Genomic DNA, 19,157 nt, shown 5'->3' on the forward strand with positions numbered 1-19,157 from the left:
CGTGCACCTCCCGCAGCATCCTCCAACAAGCATTGACGAATTGCTTGAACGGGCCAGAAACCTGGCCGGACTTTCGCTGGGCGAGCTGGCTGAACTGGCTGGCTATGCCACACCTGAAAATCTGCAGCGCCATAAAGGCTGGAGCGGACAATTACTGGAGACCTGGCTGGGTGCCGAAGCCGGTTCAAAGCCACAGCAGGACTTTCCCCATTTAGGGGTAGAACTCAAATCTCTGCCTGTTGATGAACAAGGTATGCCACTGGAAACCACTTATGTCTGTTATGCCCCGCTGCTTAATATTGCAGGCATGGACTGGGAAAGCTCTAATGTGCGCAACAAATTGCATTGTGTCTGCTGGTTGCCCATTCTGGCCAGCCGTCATATTCCGCCGGCACAGCGCCGGGTTGGCAATGCCTTTATCTGGCAGCCAGATCAGGATGAGGAAGCCGCCCTGCGACAGGACTGGGAGGAAATTATGGAGAAAATAGCGCTGGGCAAAATAGAATCAGTCACGGCCCGCCATGGCGAAGTATTGCAGTTACGGCCCAAAGCAGCCGATGGCAACGCGCTGACCGACGCTATTGGCGAGCAGGGTCAGAGAATTCGCACCCGCCCGCGAGGCTTTTATCTGAAAAAGCACTTTACCCAACAGATTCTCGATAAGGTATTTAATGATGTTTAAACCCAAGCACAGTGGTTGGTTGTTTGCTTTTATCATGAGTGGATTTATGGCGTTCTGCATGTCCGGAATCTTAACGTTGATTAACCTTGGCCTGGTGGATAATTTTATCTGGCTGTGGCTAAGAGCCTACGTGTTGGCACACCTGTGCGCGTTCCCCCTGGTGATGCTGTTCGCACCGTTCAGCCGCCGCATCGTAGAGTGGCTGGTCAAATAGTCGTCAGTTGTCAGTTACCAGCATTCAGACAAGTATCGAGCTTAACACTTAGTGATGATGTCTCATTTCAACAGAGACTGAAAACTGATATCTGCGAACTGACAACTTGAACCACTACTCCATTTCGCCCTTACGGTAGGGCAGCTCTTCGTCCATTTTTTCCAGCTTGTGGGTCATCTGCATTGGTGAACCGGTATGCCTGGCCAGCCAGTAGTAGGCGGTGGGCACCACAAACAAGGTCATAAACGTTGCCACGATAACCCCGGCAAAGATTACCATTCCGATGACCATCCGGCTTTCCGAACCCGGTCCGGTGGCAAGTACCAGAGGCAGAGAACTGAATACCGTGGTAAAGCCCGTCATCACAATAGGACGCAAGCGTTGTTTGGCGGCCCGCTTCAGGGCCTCCTCAAACTCCATTCCCACATCACGTAACTGATTGGCAAACTCCACGATCAATATGCCGTTTTTGGCGGCCAGACCGATCAGCATGATCATACCAATCTGACTGTAAATATTGATCGACTGGCCACTGAGATACAGCCCGATAAAGGCACCCAACAAGGCCAAAGGTACGGTCAGCATAATCACCAGAGGATGCACCCAGCTTTCAAACTGGGCTGCCAACACCAGATACGTAACTGCCAGAGCCATGGCAAAGATAAACAGCACGGAGTTCCCGGACTCCTGCAATAACTGTGATTCGCCTTTGTAGTCGACAGCAATGGTATCGGAGATGTCTTCGTTGACAATCTTATTCAGATAGTCCAGTGCTTCACCCAGCGTATATCCCTCTGCCAGATTGGCACTGATGGTAATGGCGCGCATTCTGTTATAACGATTGAGTGTCGAAGAAGTGGCCTGCTCCTCAAAACTGAGCAGGTTGTCCAGCGGAATCAACTCCCCCGAACGCTGAGAGCGCACATACAGATTATCAATGCTCTGCGGGCTGCGATAGTCGGCTTTGCGCCCCTCCATAATCACATAATATTCCTGACCGCGATCAAGATAGGTGGACACCCGCCGCTGTCCCAGCATCGTCTCCAGTGTGCGGCCGATATCACCAATAGACACACCCAGATCTGCCGCGCGGTCTTTATTGATGTTTACCAGCACCTGTGGCCAGGTTTCTTTGTAATCACTGTCAAGACGCACCAGACCGGGGTTATCTGCAGCTTTGCTCATCAACGTATCACGCGCGTTGACAAGCTCCTCATAGGTATTACCTTTAAGTACAAACTGCACAGGACGACCAAGCCCACCACCACCAAGGCTGCTGCGCATTACCGCAAAGGCCCGCACATCGGGAATGGTCGTCAGTTTGGCACTGATTTCATCCATTAATTCAAAGGTGCTGCGTTCACGCTCATCCCAGGGCACCGCACCCACGATAGCAATACCGGCACTGCCGCCCCAGCCCGGTGTTCTGACCAACACCCGGTTAACTTCGTCCTTGTCGATATAGGGCAGCAGGATATCTTCAATTTTTTTCAGATTGCGGCTGTTGCTCTCAAAGCTGGCACCCTCGGCGGACTGCATAATAATAAAGAAGTTTCCTCTGTCTTCTTTAGGAACAAACTCAGTGGGCACTTCTTTAGACAAACCATATAAAGCCACAACACTGACAATGATTAACAATGCTGTTACCCAGGGCTGATGCAGGTTTTTATCCAGCGAGCTGTAATAACGATCTTCCAGTTTGGAAAAGCCTTTATCCATAGCGCGCCCGAAGCGACTGCTGCGTTCCCGCTTCTCAAGAATCCGCGAACAGAGCATGGGGGACAGGGTCAGTGCGGTAAAGCTGGAAAAGGCCACCGCCGCCGCAATGGCGATGGCAAACTCGGTAAACAACCGGCCGATATTGCCTTCCAGGAAAATCAACGGCAGGAATACAGCAATCAGCACCAGCGTCGTGGCAATGACCGCAAAACCTACCTCCCGGGCCCCGCGATAAGCAGCCAGTAACGGCGGCTCTCCCATCTCAATACGCCGATATATATTTTCCAGCACCACGATGGTGTCATCTACCACCAGACCTATTGCCAGAACCAGCGCAAGCAAGGTCAGCAGGTTCATGGAAAAGTCCAGCATATACAGAACCATAAACGCCGACACCAGCGCCACCGGAACCGTGACCGCCGGGATCAGTGTGGCCTTAACATTGCCAAGAAACAGGTAAATGACCACCACAACCATCACCATCGCGATGCCGAGGGTGTTGTAAACTTCGTCAATGGATTCTTCGATAAACACAGAAGAGTCATAACTGGGTACAATAAAAATATTACCCGGCAGGTTACGCTCTATCTCTTCGACCGCTTTTCGGGCGGCGCGTGCCACCTCCAGCGTATTGGCCTTCGACTGCTTAACGATGCCCAGGCCAATCATATTCACACCATTGCCGCGAAATTCCGTTTTGTCGTCTTCAGCAGCCAGCTCCACCTGAGCCACTTCGCCGAGACGAACCAGATAGCCATCCTCACCGGCCTTAATCGTCAGCCGTGAAAAATCATCCGGGTCGAGAAATGAACGCGCTACCCTGACTTCGAAATCGCGATCAGTAGACTCTATCTCTCCGGCAGGAAGCTCAACGTTCTCAGAACGAATCACCTGCTCGATATCCTCTACGGTCACATTCCGGGCGGCCATGGCATTGCGATCCAGCCAGACTTTCATAGCATAAGTACGACCACCACCAATTCTGACTCTGGCCACGCCGTCGGCTACCGCCAGCCGGTCGACCACATAGCGATCCGCGTAGTCGGTCAGTTCCATCACCGACATATTATCGCTACGCAGGTTATACCAGACCACTACATCTTCATCGGAATCGGATTTATACACCTCCGGGGGTTCGGCCTGAGCGGGGAGGTTATTCAACGCCCGGCTGACTCGCTCTCGTACGTCATTAGCTGCCGCATCAATATCCCGGTACAAATGAAATTCGATACTGATGGAGGAGCGGCCATTACGACTACTGGAGTTAATATTCTTTATGCCTTCAATGCCGCTGATGCGGTCTTCGAGCAACTGAGTAATTCGTGTTTCAATAATTGACGCAGAAGCACCGGGGTAATTCGTACTAATCGAGACGATGGGCGTTTCCACATCCGGGTATTCCCGGAGCGACAATTTGCTGATAGCAACAATGCCAAACACAATCAGTAGCAGGTTTACCACAGAAGCAAAAACCGGTCGCTTTACAGACAAATCCGATAACAGCATGGTTATTGCTCCAGTATGTTGACAGACATGCCATCGCCGAGTTTCAGCGCACCTTCAACCACAACACGCTCTCCAGCCTTCAATCCGGAAATCACTTGCACCAGCCCGGGCTTGCGCCGACCAATCTTTACTTCCCGTTTCTGTGCTTTATTGTCTGCACCGATGACATACACAAATTGCTGCTCCTGAATAGGAATCAGTGCGCTTTCAGGAAGCACCAGGGTGTTCAGCACCTGTTTCTGTAACTGGATTTGAAGCAGCATTCCGGGGCGCAATCGCAATTCAGGATTATCCACCAAAGCCCTGACCTGTACCGAACGGGTCACCGGGTCCAGTCGCGAATCTATACTCACAATCTCACCGCGAAAGATGACACCTGGATACGCCACGGTCGTAGCGGCCACCTGCAGGCCTCTTGCTACATCCGCCAAATGGCGTTCGGCAATACTGAAATCCACCTTAACTTTACTGAGATCGTCCAGTGTGGTGATCATATCGCCGGGGCGCACCAGGGCACCATTGCTGACCCGGCGAATACCCAGCTTACCGGAGAATGGTGCACGGATTTCCAGCTCTGCTAACTGCGACTCAGTCACTTCCAGTTGTGCCTTGAGGGCATTCACTCTTGCCTCCTGCTCATCCAGTAACTGTGCTGAAGCTGCATTTTCACGGGCCAGATTGGTGATACGCCGCAGTTGCCTCTTCGCCTCCTGCAGGTTTATTTCCAGTTCACTGACCCGGGCTTGTTCTTCCCGATCATTAAGTTGTACCAGAAGCTGGCCCTTTTCCACCATATCACCATCATCAAATCCTATGCTGGAGATCACCTCACTCTGCTGAGCGGTAATCTGCACAGCCTCATTCGCCGTGGCCGTGCCCAGCGCTTCCACCACTACGGCAAAGTCTTGTTGTGTAACCTCTTCGACTTTTACCGGCACCGGGCTCATCTGCCGTGAAGGCTGGGTTTCTTCAGGCTGAAGATAAAGATAGACAGTAACAGCCGCTACCATCAGCAATAAAATCAAAACAGGTGAGATCGTAAGTTTCTTTGCCATCTGGCCCAAAGCCCTTTTCTGATGAAGATGATTGCAGCCGGTTTGTCACCAGGCCGGCTCGTATAAAAGTAACGTTACCTGTATGCAAGTGATAGCCTGCACGGGGCGCTTATACTACCATAGGCGTTAAATCCCTGAACTCTACGTAGTAAATTGCAAATAAGATTACTTTTTTGTGCCTCTGCACTGCTCGCCGCCTGCAGCAGCGAACCGCCTGCACAGCCCATGTGCAGGGTAGATGCTCAGCAGCGGCAGAGTACCGTTGGCGGAGCAGCCTGCCTAATCAAAATCGACAAATGGCTTGTAACGACGGCTAACCGACATGCTGCTGGCTTTGATCTGCCAGGAGGTACCCCTCAGGGCGATGAGAGCGCCCAATGCACGGCCCACAGAAACACCTGGGAACAAACAGGGTTTAATGTAGAGGTGGGACGCCATTTGGGCGACACCAACTCAGGATTGCGGGTATATGAGTGCCATTTACCTCCCGCTTTCACCGCGGAGTTAAAAACATACCCGGTGCCGGGCTGGGCAGATTCAGCTATCCGCTCAATTCAACTGAACAACCCTTATGAATTAGGCCTGCATGACTGGCAAAGGGGAGATGAATTGATTGAGCTCAGAGAATGGTTTAATCAGGCAAAGGATTGAACCACTTAGCAGGCATTTAGATTGTGAAGCTTACTTTTATATTTCCCATAATAAGAAAAGTACCCTTATCACTTATTTCGGTTAACGCTACTCTGTAAGTTATTGTTTAACGTAACTATAAATTATGAATTTACTAAGTACAGAGAAAACCCAAAAGTACAAGAATCGTACAACTCTGAAATTTACTCCGCTTATCCAGCGCCGGTTTGATTGAGAAACCTGAAAAAACTGAAGGTTAAACAAAATAAAGCGATTAACTGCCGGGAATACCGCTTTTAGGAACTGATATGAACGTTGCTTTTCACCTCTGTGCCTTTGCTATCGCGGGTTTCAAACCACAACCCCATAAAGTCTTCAGTAATTTTCTGTTCAATATCTATGGCCTGGTCAGTAGGACAGAAAATCGTAATCCGGGTTTCTGTGTCTCCCAGATTATTGGTGGTAATACGAATTGCCGGATCCGGGCCGGAAATATTCACATCCAGGCGCTTCTCAATCAGGTTGTTGTAGCGCAAAGCCACATCGTGAAAATGTTCGCAGTATTCCCGGGCTCTTTCCTCAAGGAGCGCTTTAAAGGCAAACACATTTACACTCTGATCCCGGGTAAGAATAAAAGAGTGGGTAGAATAGCGTTTCAGAAAATTAAGGTTTTTCACCGGCTTAGTAATCAACAGATTATTCGGCACATTAAGGGTTTTACCCGAGTACTCATACGTTTCCATATGCACTTCAAGCAGAGTCAGGCTGAGCCAGTCTGACTCAATCACTTCCCCGTAATGCTCCCCCACCTGGATCCAGTCACCGACTCTGAACATTCTCGCACTGGTTGCATAAATAAAGCCGGTAAAACACTGAATATACTCACGCATAGCCAATACAATGGCCACCATAAAGGCGGCAATAGAAAAGGCCAGTGTCTGCACTTCTGCAGACCAGAGCACCAGAATAAACACCACCAGCAGCATATTGCTGACATTCTTTATGGCGTTCACAGCTGGTCGTTTGTCTTCTGCGCGTTTTTTCCCTCTTCTGCGTACCAGACGCACTATCAGCCGTTTAATCCCCAGCATCACAAATAACAGTAACAGGGTGGTTACCAGCTTATGGGTCAACATAAAGGCAAAAATCTTTTCCAGCCAGTATTCCAATGGTGCTCCTTGTAAACTCGGTTTGGTGAGGTTTGAGATTTAACCGGACATATCATCCTGACTGCACGGGTATTTTGCAAGATATGCAGTACAGAATAGTTGGCCAGTGCGGTGTTTTTAGTACCTGGCATTCCGACAGATCAGGGTTGATAGAGGGGCAACGCCTTTAACCGTGCTTTTATCTTGTCGACCTGTTGCTGATATGCCGGACTGTCTACAGCCTGAAAACGCCGGGAAAATTCATCTTTATCCATTCCCTCCGGTAAATCCAGTACCGCAGGGAAATACACCCGCGAATCTTGTGCCCTCGCCAGGCGTTGTTGGACCAGTCTGGCCCTGTCAGGCTCCAGCGCCGCTCTTGCCAATCTGACTCCGGCCATATCGGCCGCCAGATCCACAAAACTATAGCCACTGCCGCCTTCTCCTCTGTCCATCAGCTCTTTAAATTCCCCCACTGCGATACTGATCCCCTGATCAGAGAGCAGTTTAATGGCTGCTGAGTATATAAAATGCAACTGAAGATCCTGTCGGCCGGCCAGTACGATGTCCATTCGATGTCCCCTGCGCGGCAGCGCCTGAAGACCAACAAACCTGGCAAAGTGGCGATTACCGGTATAAATGGCCAGTGCCAGCAAGGCACTCTCATTTTCCCGTACGGCATCGGTGTCCACGGCGCGTGCCGATGCTTGTTCAAATAGCGGCTGAAGGTAATAGTGTAATGACAGTGTACTGGTCTCTGGCACCTCCAGACTATCGAGTAAGGCCAGATAGTGGCGTACCCGCTGTTGCTTTTGTTCATCTTCGGGGGATAAGACTGAAGGTGGCATTTCTCTGAGCTGCTGAAGTAAATCTGCAAAAGGCGCCAGCCTGATCGCCATGGCGTTGCTGCTGATATCAACCTGCTGCACCCGATCCATCAGTTCACTGGCAATATGCGTATCCAGCTTCCAGTCCACCAGCATGCTGAATAGTGACAACACCCCATTTCCCGGCAGACTGATATCACCTAACTGCATCGTTCCTAACTGGATGCCCGGCCCGGCTTTAAGCTCAGTGCTGAGATTAAGATAGGTGCCTGCAAGTGGCAGCTCATAACTGATTGCCAGCACTCCCAATCCCTGAGCAATATTGACCTGCCCACGAAACCCCGCGCGGGCACGTTGAATGACCCCGACGAGACTTTCAAGCTGCTGTGCACTGATGCTCAGCACCTGCTCTTGTTCGCTGTGTGCATAGGCATTACGAAGCTGGGGTAACAACTCTGTCACTGAGTCGGCTTCTTCTACCTGTGCAGCGCTGTCTGACTCTACCAGCGGCTGGCTATCGATCACCAATACTAACAGAACACCAACTACGCCCGCCGATAGCAGCATCATACCGATAAGCAGCCGCAACAAGCCCTTAAGAGATCTCATTACGTCATGATTCCTGCCACAACCAGCCCGTTAGCCACAATCAATCAGATTTCCGCCAGATTGCCTTTGCTTTCCAGCCAGTTCTTGCGATCTGGGGCACGTTTTTTTGCCAGCAACATGTCCATCAGTTCAAGCGTACTGGCATCATCATCCACGGTGAGTTGCACCAGCCTGCGGGTATTGGGATCCATGGTGGTTTCACGTAGCTGAATAGGGTTCATTTCCCCCAACCCTTTAAAGCGCTGCACGTTAACTTTTCCACGTTTTTTCTCCGCTTCGATACGGTCAAGAATGCCTTGTTTCTCGCCCTCATCCAGGGCATAGGAAACCTCTTTTCCCACATCTATTCTGAACAATGGCGGCATCGCCACATACACATGGCCGTGATTGACCAATGAGCGAAAATGCCGCACAAACAAGGCGCACAGCAAAGTGGCTATATGCAGGCCGTCTGAATCAGCGTCAGCCAGAATGCAGATTTTGTGATAGCGCAATCCGGACAAATCGTCAGAATCGGGATCGATTCCCAAAGCGACAGATATATCGTGGATCTCATTGGAGCCCAGTACCTGAGTGGATTCCACTTCCCATGTGTTGAGAATCTTGCCACGTAGCGGCATCACCGCCTGAAACTCTCTGTCTCTGGCCTGCTTGGCCGAACCACCTGCTGAATCCCCTTCCACCAGAAAAAGCTCTGAGCGGGTATTGTCCTGTGTAGTACAGTCGGTGAGCTTACCAGGCAGTGCTGGCCCCTGAGTGACCTTTTTGCGTTCGATTTTCTTGTTCTGACGTAACCTTTTCTGGGCATGGCTGATACAGATTTGTGCCAGTAGCTCGGCCACTTCAGTATGCTGGTTCAGCCATAAACTGAAGGCATCTTTGACCACACCGGAAACAAATGCGGAAGCCTGTCGGGATGACAACCGCTCTTTGGTCTGCCCGGCAAACTGTGGGTCCTGCATCTTGGTGGAAAGAATATAGCTGCATCGATCCCAGATATCTTCCGGGGTTAGTTTTACACCCCGGGGCAGCAAATTTCGGAATTCACAGAATTCCCGCATCGATTCCAGCAGCCCCTGACGCAGACCGTTAACATGGGTGCCCCCCTGAGTGGTGGGGATCAGGTTCACATAACTTTCGGTAATCAGCTCTCCCCCTTCGGGAAGCCAGATAACCGCCCAGTCTGCGGCTTCATGATTGCCCGAAAACGCGCCCACGAAAGGCGAATCTTCCGGCACGCAAGGATAGGCGCTAACCGACTGGTATAAATAGTCTCTGAGCCCGTCTTCAAAAAACCACTCGTGGGATTCCTTACTGATCTTGTCTTCAAACCGGATTCGCAAACCGGGACACAGCACTGCTTTGGCCCTGAGCACATGCAGCAACTTGGTTACCGAGAATCTGGCCGAGTCAAAATACTGCGCATCGGCCCAGAACCTGACCCGGGTGCCGGTATTGCGCTTGCCGCAACTGTCCACCACTTCCAGCTCCTGAACCTTATCACCATTCTCAAAGGCCATCTGATAGACCTGAGCATCGCGACGCACAGTGATCTCCACCCGTTTTGACAAGGCGTTGACCACAGACAGACCCACACCGTGCAAACCGCCGGAATACTGATAATTCTTGTTGGAAAACTTACCGCCTGCATGAAGCTTGGTCATAATCAGCTCCACGCCGCTGATACCATGTTCAGCGTGAATATCCACCGGCATACCGCGGCCATCGTCAATCACTTCCAGCGACTGGTCATCATGCAGAATCACTTTGATCTCGCTGGCGTATCCGGCCAGGGCTTCATCCACGCTGTTATCGATCACTTCCTGACTGAGGTGGTTCGGTCGGGTAGTATCGGTATACATTCCCGGACGACGTTTTACCGGCTCCAGACCGCTCAGAACTTCAATGGCTTGTGCGTTATAACTTTGATTGGACATGCTGAATCATCTTGTTTAAAAGCGTTGTTATTGTTTTATCTCAACCCCAGAGGGCTTCGGTACAGATCCGGCTGGCATTGATCCTTTATGATGTTACCAACTCACCCGGACTTTGCCCACACAAAGCCGGTAATATCGGCCAGATAACGTTCAAAGCCATCAAAGGCATGGCTGCCACCCTGTTCCAGAGTGATCCTGCAATCCTTATACAGCGCCAGTGCCAGTCTGTAATCCAGGGTTTCGTCACCACGTTGCAGCAGCACCCAGAGATTCTCGGGTTTATCGATATGGCTGATATCCAGTTGCATCAGCTCCTGCACATGGGCCTCTGTCAACATAAAATCCTCACCGGTATATGGGTTTTGATGTTCACCGAGCATGCCATGCAACAAAAGATGGGGGTGCACTGCCGGGTTGATCAACACCGCTTTGGCATTAAAACGATTCGCCAGGTGGCTGGCCAGAAAGCCCCCCATGGAACTGCCCACAAAGGCCAGTTCTTTATCCCGGTAGTGCTCTGCCAGGGCAATAGCCTGTTCCAGAGCCTGTGCCGGGAAGTTAGCCAGCTGCGGTACTTCAAGCTGTACCTGTGGATGGTACCTGGTAATAAAGTCGCGCATCTGATTGGCTTTCACCGAGCCGGGAGAACTCAGAAAACCATGAAGATAAATCATTACACGTTGCATTGATGACTCACTCTTATAATCTGCGTATTAAAACTACCGCCGGAGTGCAATTCCAGTAATCGCAGCCCTGGTGCCTGGTCATCAACCGCAAACTCCTGCGTATGCCGCCATTGCCAACATGTTGAAGGACACGCGAGGATCTGGGTTTGCCCCTGAAAAAAGGTTAGCTCAGCATGCACGTGGCCATGGATCACCAGCCGAATTTGCGGTAAGGCTTCCAGCAGCGCCACAAACGCGTCGCGATTACACCACTGATGCTTATCCATCCAGCTATTACAGGGTATCGGATGGTGGTGTACAGCCACCAGATGTGAAGCATCCGGCATCGCCCTGACCTGCTGTTCAAGCCGTTCCAGTTGCGCTGTGCTCACATGGCCCAGCGTGCCCTGATAATGGCTATCAAGCGCATGTAAACACCAGTTATTATCACGCAGCGGGGCCTGCAGCCATTTCATTTCATGGCTGAAAAACTGCGTCAGCAACGAAGGCTGATCATGATTGCCGGGAAGAATATGCAAAGCCGCAGGTATCTCAGCTTGTTGCCAAAGGGATGCAAAGTGTTGGTAACTGAGTCCCGATAAGTCACCGCTCAGGTCGCCGGTAACGATCACCCGATCAGGTTCAAGCGCCTTCACATGAACCAGTACCTGTCGCAGGGTGATATAAGGGTTAATATCCCGGTAACTGCAACGCTGAATATCGGCAAACAGATGACAATCCGTTATCTGGATCACACGAACGCAGGAATCTGAACCGATCAACAGGGCATTCCGGACAAGTTACGGGCTGACAGTGGATGAAGAGGCATTGCGCAAACAGAATCCCAGCCATTCGGCCAGAAAGTGATTGACCAGCTCTTTCTCATTTTTCTGATGCATTAACTGATTAGGGTATTGGTAGCTGGGACGAAAGCGACTCATATGTTGAAAGCCCAGCACTTCAGCCAGATTAGCATCATGGTAAAGGCGGATCTGCATTACCGGCTGCAAATAATCCGGCAGGCCGGAACTATTCTGTCGCATCTCCACAGTAGTGGTATACGGCTCGCATTGCTGAATGACGATGCTGTAACTCAGGTTGCTACCGGCAGCAAAGCAATAGGCCATGTTCTGCTCGTCAACCTCTGGGAGCAAACGCTGCAGGCTCACATAGTTGGCCGCGCATACCGCTTGCAGATTCGCCAGACTCGGCACATATTTTTTTCGCCGCTGCTGTTCAGTCACCGTCATTTACGCCAGTTATCCAATACTTTTTGCTTGTTCAGAGCAAACCATTGTAACGAAATTACCGCTGCTGCGTTATCAATCTGTCCCGCTTCGAGCATTTTCAGTGCTTCGTCGGCTTTCATTCTGACCACGCGTATATCTTCGTGTTCTTCATCTACACCATAAATCCCTTCAGCCAGAGTCGCATCGCACTCGGCCATATATAAATGCAGCCTCTCGGACGTTCCTCCCGGACTCGACAAGTAACTCAGCATGGGATACAAACGGCCCAGTTCGAGCCCTGCCTCTTCCTGAGCCTCCCGGCGGCACACCTGCTCAGGTTCTTCACCGGCCTCAATATTACCCGCCACACATTCATACAACCAGGGAGAGGGGCTGGTTTGCATGGCGCCGATACGAAACTGTTCTATCAATACCAGCTCATCACGGATTGGATCATAGGGCAACACCGATACAGCGCTGCCCCGCTCAAACAGCTCTCTGACCATCGTATCACTCCAGCCACCGGCAAATAACCGGTGCCGTAAGCGATATGTATGTAAGCGGAAAAAGCCCTTGTAGACTTCTTTCCGCTCGTCTATCTGAACATCCTCGGCGGTAAAACTGCTAATCGATTTCATTGCCAATACCTCAGGCTTCTTTGTCCGGCGGTTGATCTCAGCCTAACATAAGGCAGTATGATTACAGACAAAAGCACCCCACATATTCTGTTACACTTGGTCACGCGCTGTTACCTCAAAAGGGTTAAAGTGAGCGCCTGATTCACTTAAACTTTGGTACACTGAAAAAATAAACGATTCCGTTTACTTTACACTGACGGTTCAGAAAAATGTTAGGAACATACATGAAAAAATCACTGCTGGCGCTACTTGTTGGGTTTAGCTTTACCTCACAAGCCTACGCCGACGATCTTCACCAGGTTTACCAGTTAGCTCTGAAGAATGACCCGACTGTCAATAAAGCCAAGGCTCAGCAACAAGCGGCGGAACGTGGTATTGCTATCAATCGCGCCTCATTATTACCGCAGATATCAGCATCGGCCGGGTATTCTATGGCCAGCAGTGAGCGAGTGGACTTTCAGGAAAGTGGTATTGTAATTATTGAATCGGATACCGATACCACCAGTTGGGGCCTGCAGCTGGATTTGTCATTATATGATCACAACAACTGGATTCAGATGGACAGAGCCGAGAAAGTATCCCGTCAGGCTGAAGTGTCTTATTCTAACGAAGTCCAGGATCTGATTCTTCGTACCACCAGTGCTTACCTTGCCGTACTACGGACCATGGACAGCCTCGATTTTGTCAAAGCGGAAAAGAATGCCATCGAAAGGCAGTTGGAACAAACCAAACAACGCTTCGCCGTGGGTCTGACTGCGATCACCGATGTACATGAAGCTCAGGCCAACTATGACAGTACAGTGGCGCAACAGATACGCGCCGAAAATGATGTGGAATTGCGTCTGGAAGAGTTGCGGGCTATTACAGGAAAGTACCACGAAGAGCTGGCCATACTGAATACGGAAAACTTTTCTCCCAGCCGCCCTTCTCCTGAGAATCCACGCCACTGGGTGAAGGTTGCTGAAGAACAGAACCTGGAGTTATTGGCCGCTAAACTGGCCAAAGATATTTCTCAGGATGATATTCGCTCTGCGCGTTCCGATCATTTACCGACTTTGTCTTTACGTGCCAAGTATGACAGCAGCAAACAAGACGTAGAAGTAGGCGGAACTGAAAGCAGCCTGCCCTCAACGGATGGCAACTCTATTGGCCTTAACCTGAGCGTACCGATTTATTCAGGCGGGCGGACCAGTGCTCAGGTGGATCAGGCAAGATATAATTATGTGGCCACCAGCGAAGATCTGGAGCTGGCTCATCGGTCTACCGTCCGCTCTGTTCGCAGCGCTTACAATGATATTATTGCTGCCATTTCTACTACCGAAGCACTCAAACAGGCGGTGGTTTCGGCCGAAAGTGCACTCAGTGCCACAGAGACAGGCTTTGAAGTCGGTACACGTACTATCGTCGATGTGCTGAACAGCACCCGCAACCTGTTCAGTGCCAAACGGGATCTGGCCAATGCCCGCTACGACTTTATTATCAGCTCACTGCAACTGAAAAAAGCCGTCGGCTCACTTACAGAACAGGACCTGATTGATATCAATCAGGGATTGATGGCCGCAAGCAACGACTGAACATGTCGTTTATAGTCAGGGGGATAATGGTATCCCCCTGATTGATAAACAGACAGCATCCACTCCCCGATATTTTGTGAATTCCAGCCACATAAACACAGGTTTCACAGATAATTACGCCCACCACTACCCTGACACAGATAAAGCCAGCGTTTCAGTCACCGTGTAATACCAGTCCGCATAGAGAATTGTCCCTGAGTTGTTGAGGCGCGATGAACTGATCATTTGCCCTGTGCTGAGCTCCTGGTGTATAACCAGTAATTAAGCTATATGTCCTCCAGAAGAGCGGAGTGTAATGAGAGATAAGGCCACATCATTTGATATTGCCCATATGGCGGGCGTTTCCCAATCCACTGTTTCACGGGCGCTGCGGAACAGCCCTCTGGTGAATCAGGAAACACGGGAAAAAGTTCAGGCCATCGCCCTTCAGCTCAATTACAAAGTCGATAAGAATGCCAGCAGCTTGCGCCAGCGACACAGCCGCACCATTGCTCTGTTATTATTTGAAGATCCCACTTCTGACGACTCTATGATCAATCCATTCTTTCTGTCCATGCTTGGCAGTATCACTAAAGCCTGTGCTCTGGAAGGATATGATTTACTCGTCTCTTTTCAGCAGTACAGTACCGACTGGCACGCCGATTATGAAGATACCAATAAAGCTGACGGTATCATTCTGCTGGGATACGGCGATTACATGAACTACCAGGACAAACTCAGCAAGCTTGAGCAACAGCAGACCCATTTTGTACGTTGGGGCGAAGTCGACAATGCACATCCTGGATTGTCTGTAGGCTGCGATAACTTTCAGGGTGGCTATAAAATTACCCAGCACCTTATCGGCCTGGGACGCAAGAACCTGGCTTTTGTCGGCGGGGCTGACAACCATTGTCCGGAGTTTTTCGAACGCTTTAAAGGTATGTGCCACGCCCTTCAGCAGGCGGGTAGCAACGACAAACCATTGCAGATTGACGCCATTACCACTGAGGATTCTGGCTATCAGGCGGCAGTGGAGTTACTTACTAAAGACAGCGGTGTAGATGCCATTGTCTGTGCCAGTGACCTCATTGCTATTGGTGCCATGCGGGCACTCCAGGACAAAGGCATAGATGTTCCCGGTCAAATCGCGGTGGTGGGTTATGACAATATTTTGCTGGCCAGTTTTGCTAACCCTCCGTTGACGACAGTCCATCAGAATACCAAAAAAGCCGGGGAGCTGCTGGTAACCAGCCTGATTGGCCTTATCAAAGGGGAACAACGTGAGCCGGTTCTGATCCCTGCGGAACTGGTGATACGGGAGTCCTGCGGCAGAGCGTAACCTATGCCCCGCCTGCCACTCAAAGCCCCCCGTTCGCCCCTCAAATCTGTTAGTTTTGACTTTAGCCAGGTAGTTTATACTTTTATTTGATTCCTTTTAGGTTTTCTATGTTCAGAAACTTTGTTGCCTTGACGTTGATTAGCTGGCCTTGCCTGTGTTTTGCAATAGATATTCAGCAAATCTCAGATTCCGTCTGGGTTGCGGTGCAACCTGACACTGAACGCTTTGATGACAGCAATAGCCTGATTATGCGCGGTGACAATGGCGTGTTAGTGGTAGACAGTCAACAAAGCGCCGAAGACGTTGCCGCTATTATCAGCTTTATCGACAATAAAATAGGTTTGCCCGTTGCTGTACTGGTGAACACTCACTGGCATACAGATCATATTCAGGGCAATGCACACTACAAAACCGCTTATGGCGACAAGCTGACCATTATTGGCCATACCAGTCACTTAGAGGATATTCCACAGCGGGCACAGAAAACCTTGCAGGAGCAAATTATCTACCTGCAAGCGCAGTTGCCCATCGCAGAAGAGCGCCTTGAGCAAGGAATTAAAATGGACGGCTCCCCGCTTAGTGAAGCTGAAGCAACACAACAAGCGCAGCTGATTGGACAAGCCAGGATATGGCTTAAGAACAATAAAAATACCAACTTTGTTTTACCGGATAAGGTTATCAGTAAGCCGTTAAACTTAACCAAATATGGATTTGACGCCAGCGTCATTCCCATGTCTGGCCACACCCGCGCAGATCTGGTGGTATACCTGCCTCAGCAAAAAATATTAGCCTGTGGTGATTTACTGGACGCTGTGCCGTACCTTGGCCATGGCAATACCCGGCAGTGGCTGGCTACTTTAAAGGACATGCAGGATATCTCTCCTGAGTTCTGGTTACCCGGTCATGGCAAGCCCGTCGACGACCATACCTTGTTAAATGCCATGCAATTTTATTTTGACGAGTTGCTGGCTCAGATAAACTCGTTTCAGGAAGCCGACCTGGAAACACTGAAACAGCAGGTAGATGTTAGTGCCAGCAGAGCCAGACTCACAGGGGACGACCCGCACAAGCAGCGCTTTTTTGACCATTCACTGGATGAGGCCATTACCCAGACCTATGAATCTGAAAGGCAACACAGAGCCCAATGATCTGATCAGGCGCAAACCACTGTGGATAATATTGCGCTAACCTGTACTGCAAGTTTTGTGGAGCCGTTATCGTGACAAATCTGCAATTGCTCAGTGCGGCGATGCCCGTTCTGAGCACCCTGGTATTACTGGTGATGCTGCGATTGCCGGCAACCCGGGCGATGCCCGTTAGTCTGGCCATATCGGCCTTTATGGCCTGGTATGTATGGCAGGTGCCGGGCACTGTGATTAGTGCCTCATTGATTGAGGGCTGGATTATAGCGGCCACAATATTATGGATCCTGTTTGGTGCCCTGGCTTTACTCAACACCCTCCGTCACTCCGGCGCACTGGATAGGATCAGGCAGGCCTTTGTTCACCTTTCACCGGACCCCAGAGTCCAGTTGATTATCATCGCCTGGTTATTTGGCAGTTTCCTTGAAGGCGCAGCAGGGTTCGGCACACCCGCCGCGATTTGTGCGCCGCTGTTGCTGGCCCTTGGGTTTCCTCCGCTGGCCGCTGTCAGTCTGGCCTTGATTGCCAATTCTACGGCGGTATCCTTCGGCGCGGTAGGAACACCGGTGCTGGTTGGCCTGACTCAGGGACTGAGCGCGCCGGATGCCGAGATTATCAGACAAGCCAGTGTTACTGCTATCAGCATTGATTTACTGGTTGCCTCTGTGCTGCCGTTAATCCTGTGCCTGATCCTGTGTCGCTTCTTCAGCCCGCTTAAGTCCTGGCGCCCGGGTTTCGCCATTGCGCCTTTTGCCATCATCAGCGGTCTGGCCTTTACCTTGCCGGCCTATCTGGTAGCAAGGTTTCTTGGTCCGGAGTTTCCTTCTCTACTTGGCGCATTATGCGGCCTGATAATTGTCAGTACTATGGTCAGAAAAGGCATACTGTTGCCAACCATAGCCTGGCAGTTTATTGACCATAAACAACAGAATGAAGCTGTTGGCGTCTCTGAGCCCGGCGCCGGTATGGGGCTATTGCGGGCCTGGTCGCCTTATCTTATAGTCGCCCTGCTGCTGGTTATTTCACGTCTTAACTCACTGCCGGTGAAAGCGTTCTTGCAATCCGCCACCCTAACCTGGAATGATATCCTCTCAAGCGGAATATCGGCCTCTGTTGCCCCACTGTATCTGCCGGGAACCTTATTTTTACTAGCTTGCTTAAGTACCCTGGCATTTCAGAGCCTGACCGTTTCACAACTGGGCGATTCGATGAAAACCAGCGCCAGCACCCTCAAAGGGGCGGTCATTTCCCTTGCGGCCGCCGTTCCTATGGTCAGAATATTTCTCAACTCATCTGACAATCAGGCTCTATTGGCTTCAATGCCGATGGAGCTTGCTCAACTGGCTGTCATTCAGTTCAGCCAGCACTGGACTTGGTTTGCGCCCTTTATCGGTGCGCTGGGCTCCTTTATCGCCGGCTCTGCCACCTTTTCCAACATGATGTTTGCCTCGTTACAACAATCGGTTGCAGCGCAAAGCGGGATACCTGAACACCTGATACTGGCCTTACAAATGCTGGGAGCCAATGCCGGTAATATGATTTGCGTAGTAAACGTGGTCGCCGCAGCCAGTGTGGTCAGGCTCAGTGGACAGGAAGGGCGGATTATCAGTTATACCTTGCTGCCCATGCTCTATTACTGCCTTGCAGCCGGAACGGTAGCCTGGGTATTTTTTTGAGGCTCTGAATACCAGAAAGCCCGGCAAAGGCCGGGCTTTTCTGAAAAATAGCGGGTCATCAGTTGATACGGGCTAGCAGTTCTTTACCGATTTCACTGTCCATATAACCGTTACTCTGCGCCCAGTCTTTGAGCTCCATGCCGTCTTTCTCGGCGGCCGTCAGGTCACTTTTACCCATACGCTTAATCATATAGGTGCCTGTATCAGCAGAGCCGTTTTCCATCGCATAGCGGATCAGGCTGCTACCGCCACAGGAGATGCCTGTGTAGTAATCGCCCAGTCTCAGTCTGTAATCGTTCTGAACATCGCGTAGTTTCTTACGCAGTTCTGATTTATCGTCGTTCTTAACGATAGTACAGATATTGGCCAGGTCTTCATTGATATCGGCAAAGCTTGCAGGAGCAAAGATAAATGCCGATACAGCAGTAATAAGGAGTAATGTAGATTGTTTCATGATTAATGCCTCTTCGCTTGTCTTGACACGAACAGGCTAACAAATGAACAATGCAGGGTTACAGAACCCTAATCCGTACCTAAGTATACAAACCAATACCAAAAAGATCGTCAGGGTATCAATTCAATGACCTG

At 50.6% G+C, this 19,157-nt stretch carries 17 protein-coding genes; 7 read left to right on the forward strand and 10 right to left on the reverse strand.

Annotated features, from left to right (window positions below):
* Position 1: 1 nt before the first annotated feature.
* Together mutH and CDA54_RS02160 are read left to right on the forward strand one after the other, a co-directional pair.
* Entirely contained in the window at positions 2 to 682 is a 681-nt protein-coding gene (gene mutH / locus CDA54_RS02155; RefSeq protein WP_099033366.1) for a DNA mismatch repair endonuclease MutH, read from the forward strand.
* Entirely contained in the window at positions 675 to 896 is a 222-nt protein-coding gene (locus CDA54_RS02160; protein WP_099033367.1) for a DUF2798 domain-containing protein, read from the forward strand. Before mutH ends, CDA54_RS02160 begins: the two co-directional genes overlap by 8 nt.
* A gap of 114 nt (positions 897 to 1,010) precedes the next feature.
* On the opposite strand, the gene CDA54_RS02165 is transcribed toward CDA54_RS02160, so the two are convergent.
* A complete protein-coding gene (locus CDA54_RS02165; RefSeq protein WP_099033368.1) occupies positions 1,011 to 4,121 on the reverse strand; it encodes an efflux RND transporter permease subunit in 3,111 nt (1,036 codons plus the stop codon).
* A gap of 2 nt (positions 4,122 to 4,123) precedes the next feature.
* Positions 4,124 to 5,176 (reverse strand): efflux RND transporter periplasmic adaptor subunit, encoded by a 1,053-nt coding sequence (locus tag CDA54_RS02170; RefSeq protein ID WP_099033600.1) that lies wholly within the window; start codon positions 5,174 to 5,176, stop codon positions 4,124 to 4,126.
* Between the two features lie 225 nt (positions 5,177 to 5,401).
* Between CDA54_RS02170 and CDA54_RS02175 the strand changes: the two genes are divergently transcribed.
* Positions 5,402 to 5,827: an NUDIX domain-containing protein gene (locus tag CDA54_RS02175; RefSeq protein ID WP_099033369.1), complete on the forward strand. Its 426-nt coding sequence runs from the start codon at positions 5,402 to 5,404 to the stop codon at positions 5,825 to 5,827.
* A gap of 275 nt (positions 5,828 to 6,102) precedes the next feature.
* Here the strand turns inward: CDA54_RS02175 and CDA54_RS02180 are convergent, their stop codons facing one another.
* The 7 genes from CDA54_RS02180 to nudF all read right to left on the reverse strand — a co-directional run bounded on the left by CDA54_RS02180 (position 6,103) and on the right by nudF (position 12,859).
* Positions 6,103 to 6,975: a mechanosensitive ion channel family protein gene (locus tag CDA54_RS02180; RefSeq protein WP_099033370.1), complete on the reverse strand. Its 873-nt coding sequence runs from the start codon at positions 6,973 to 6,975 to the stop codon at positions 6,103 to 6,105.
* Between the two features lie 140 nt (positions 6,976 to 7,115).
* Positions 7,116 to 8,390 carry a YfiM family lipoprotein gene (locus CDA54_RS02185; RefSeq protein WP_099033371.1) on the reverse strand — a complete coding sequence of 425 codons (1,275 nt, stop codon included), beginning with the start codon at positions 8,388 to 8,390 and terminating at the stop codon, positions 7,116 to 7,118.
* A gap of 44 nt (positions 8,391 to 8,434) precedes the next feature.
* Entirely contained in the window at positions 8,435 to 10,327 is a 1,893-nt protein-coding gene (parE, locus tag CDA54_RS02190; protein WP_099033372.1) for a DNA topoisomerase IV subunit B, read from the reverse strand.
* 101 nt (positions 10,328 to 10,428) lie between these two features.
* The gene (locus CDA54_RS02195) at positions 10,429 to 11,013 is read right to left on the reverse strand and encodes a YqiA/YcfP family alpha/beta fold hydrolase (RefSeq protein ID WP_099033373.1); all 585 of its coding nucleotides are present in this window, start codon (positions 11,011 to 11,013) and stop codon (positions 10,429 to 10,431) included.
* Positions 11,001 to 11,747: a metallophosphoesterase gene (locus tag CDA54_RS02200; RefSeq protein ID WP_180237088.1), complete on the reverse strand. Its 747-nt coding sequence runs from the start codon at positions 11,745 to 11,747 to the stop codon at positions 11,001 to 11,003. Before CDA54_RS02200 ends, CDA54_RS02195 begins: the two co-directional genes overlap by 13 nt.
* Before the next feature lie 45 nt (positions 11,748 to 11,792).
* A complete protein-coding gene (locus CDA54_RS02205) occupies positions 11,793 to 12,242 on the reverse strand; it encodes a DUF1249 domain-containing protein (RefSeq protein WP_099033375.1) in 450 nt (149 codons plus the stop codon).
* Positions 12,239 to 12,859, reverse strand: a complete 621-nt coding sequence (nudF, locus tag CDA54_RS02210; RefSeq protein WP_099033376.1) for an ADP-ribose diphosphatase — start codon at positions 12,857 to 12,859, stop codon at positions 12,239 to 12,241. The genes CDA54_RS02205 and nudF overlap by 4 nt, the downstream gene beginning before the upstream one ends.
* Positions 12,860 to 13,083: 224 nt before the next feature.
* Here nudF and tolC point away from each other — a divergent pair, with 224 nt between their 5' ends.
* The 4 genes from tolC to CDA54_RS02230 all read left to right on the forward strand — a co-directional run bounded on the left by tolC (position 13,084) and on the right by CDA54_RS02230 (position 18,569).
* Complete coding sequence (tolC, locus tag CDA54_RS02215) at positions 13,084 to 14,433, forward strand: outer membrane channel protein TolC (RefSeq protein WP_099033377.1); 1,350 nt, start codon at positions 13,084 to 13,086, stop codon at positions 14,431 to 14,433.
* A 295-nt stretch (positions 14,434 to 14,728) separates the two neighbouring features.
* Entirely contained in the window at positions 14,729 to 15,751 is a 1,023-nt protein-coding gene (locus CDA54_RS02220) for a LacI family DNA-binding transcriptional regulator (RefSeq protein WP_099033378.1), read from the forward strand.
* 107 nt (positions 15,752 to 15,858) lie between these two features.
* Positions 15,859 to 16,899 carry an MBL fold metallo-hydrolase gene (locus tag CDA54_RS02225; protein ID WP_099033379.1) on the forward strand — a complete coding sequence of 347 codons (1,041 nt, stop codon included), beginning with the start codon at positions 15,859 to 15,861 and terminating at the stop codon, positions 16,897 to 16,899.
* 71 nt (positions 16,900 to 16,970) lie between these two features.
* Complete coding sequence (locus tag CDA54_RS02230; protein ID WP_099033380.1) at positions 16,971 to 18,569, forward strand: L-lactate permease; 1,599 nt, start codon at positions 16,971 to 16,973, stop codon at positions 18,567 to 18,569.
* A 58-nt stretch (positions 18,570 to 18,627) separates the two neighbouring features.
* On the opposite strand, the gene CDA54_RS02235 is transcribed toward CDA54_RS02230, so the two are convergent.
* Positions 18,628 to 19,026, reverse strand: coding sequence for a DUF3718 domain-containing protein (locus CDA54_RS02235; protein ID WP_373286061.1), 399 nt, complete (start codon positions 19,024 to 19,026; stop codon positions 18,628 to 18,630).
* Positions 19,027 to 19,157: the final 131 nt, after the last annotated feature.

The organism is Lacimicrobium alkaliphilum, from assembly GCF_002591895.1.
In the GTDB taxonomy this organism is placed as follows: Bacteria; Pseudomonadota; Gammaproteobacteria; order Enterobacterales; family Alteromonadaceae; genus Lacimicrobium; species Lacimicrobium alkaliphilum.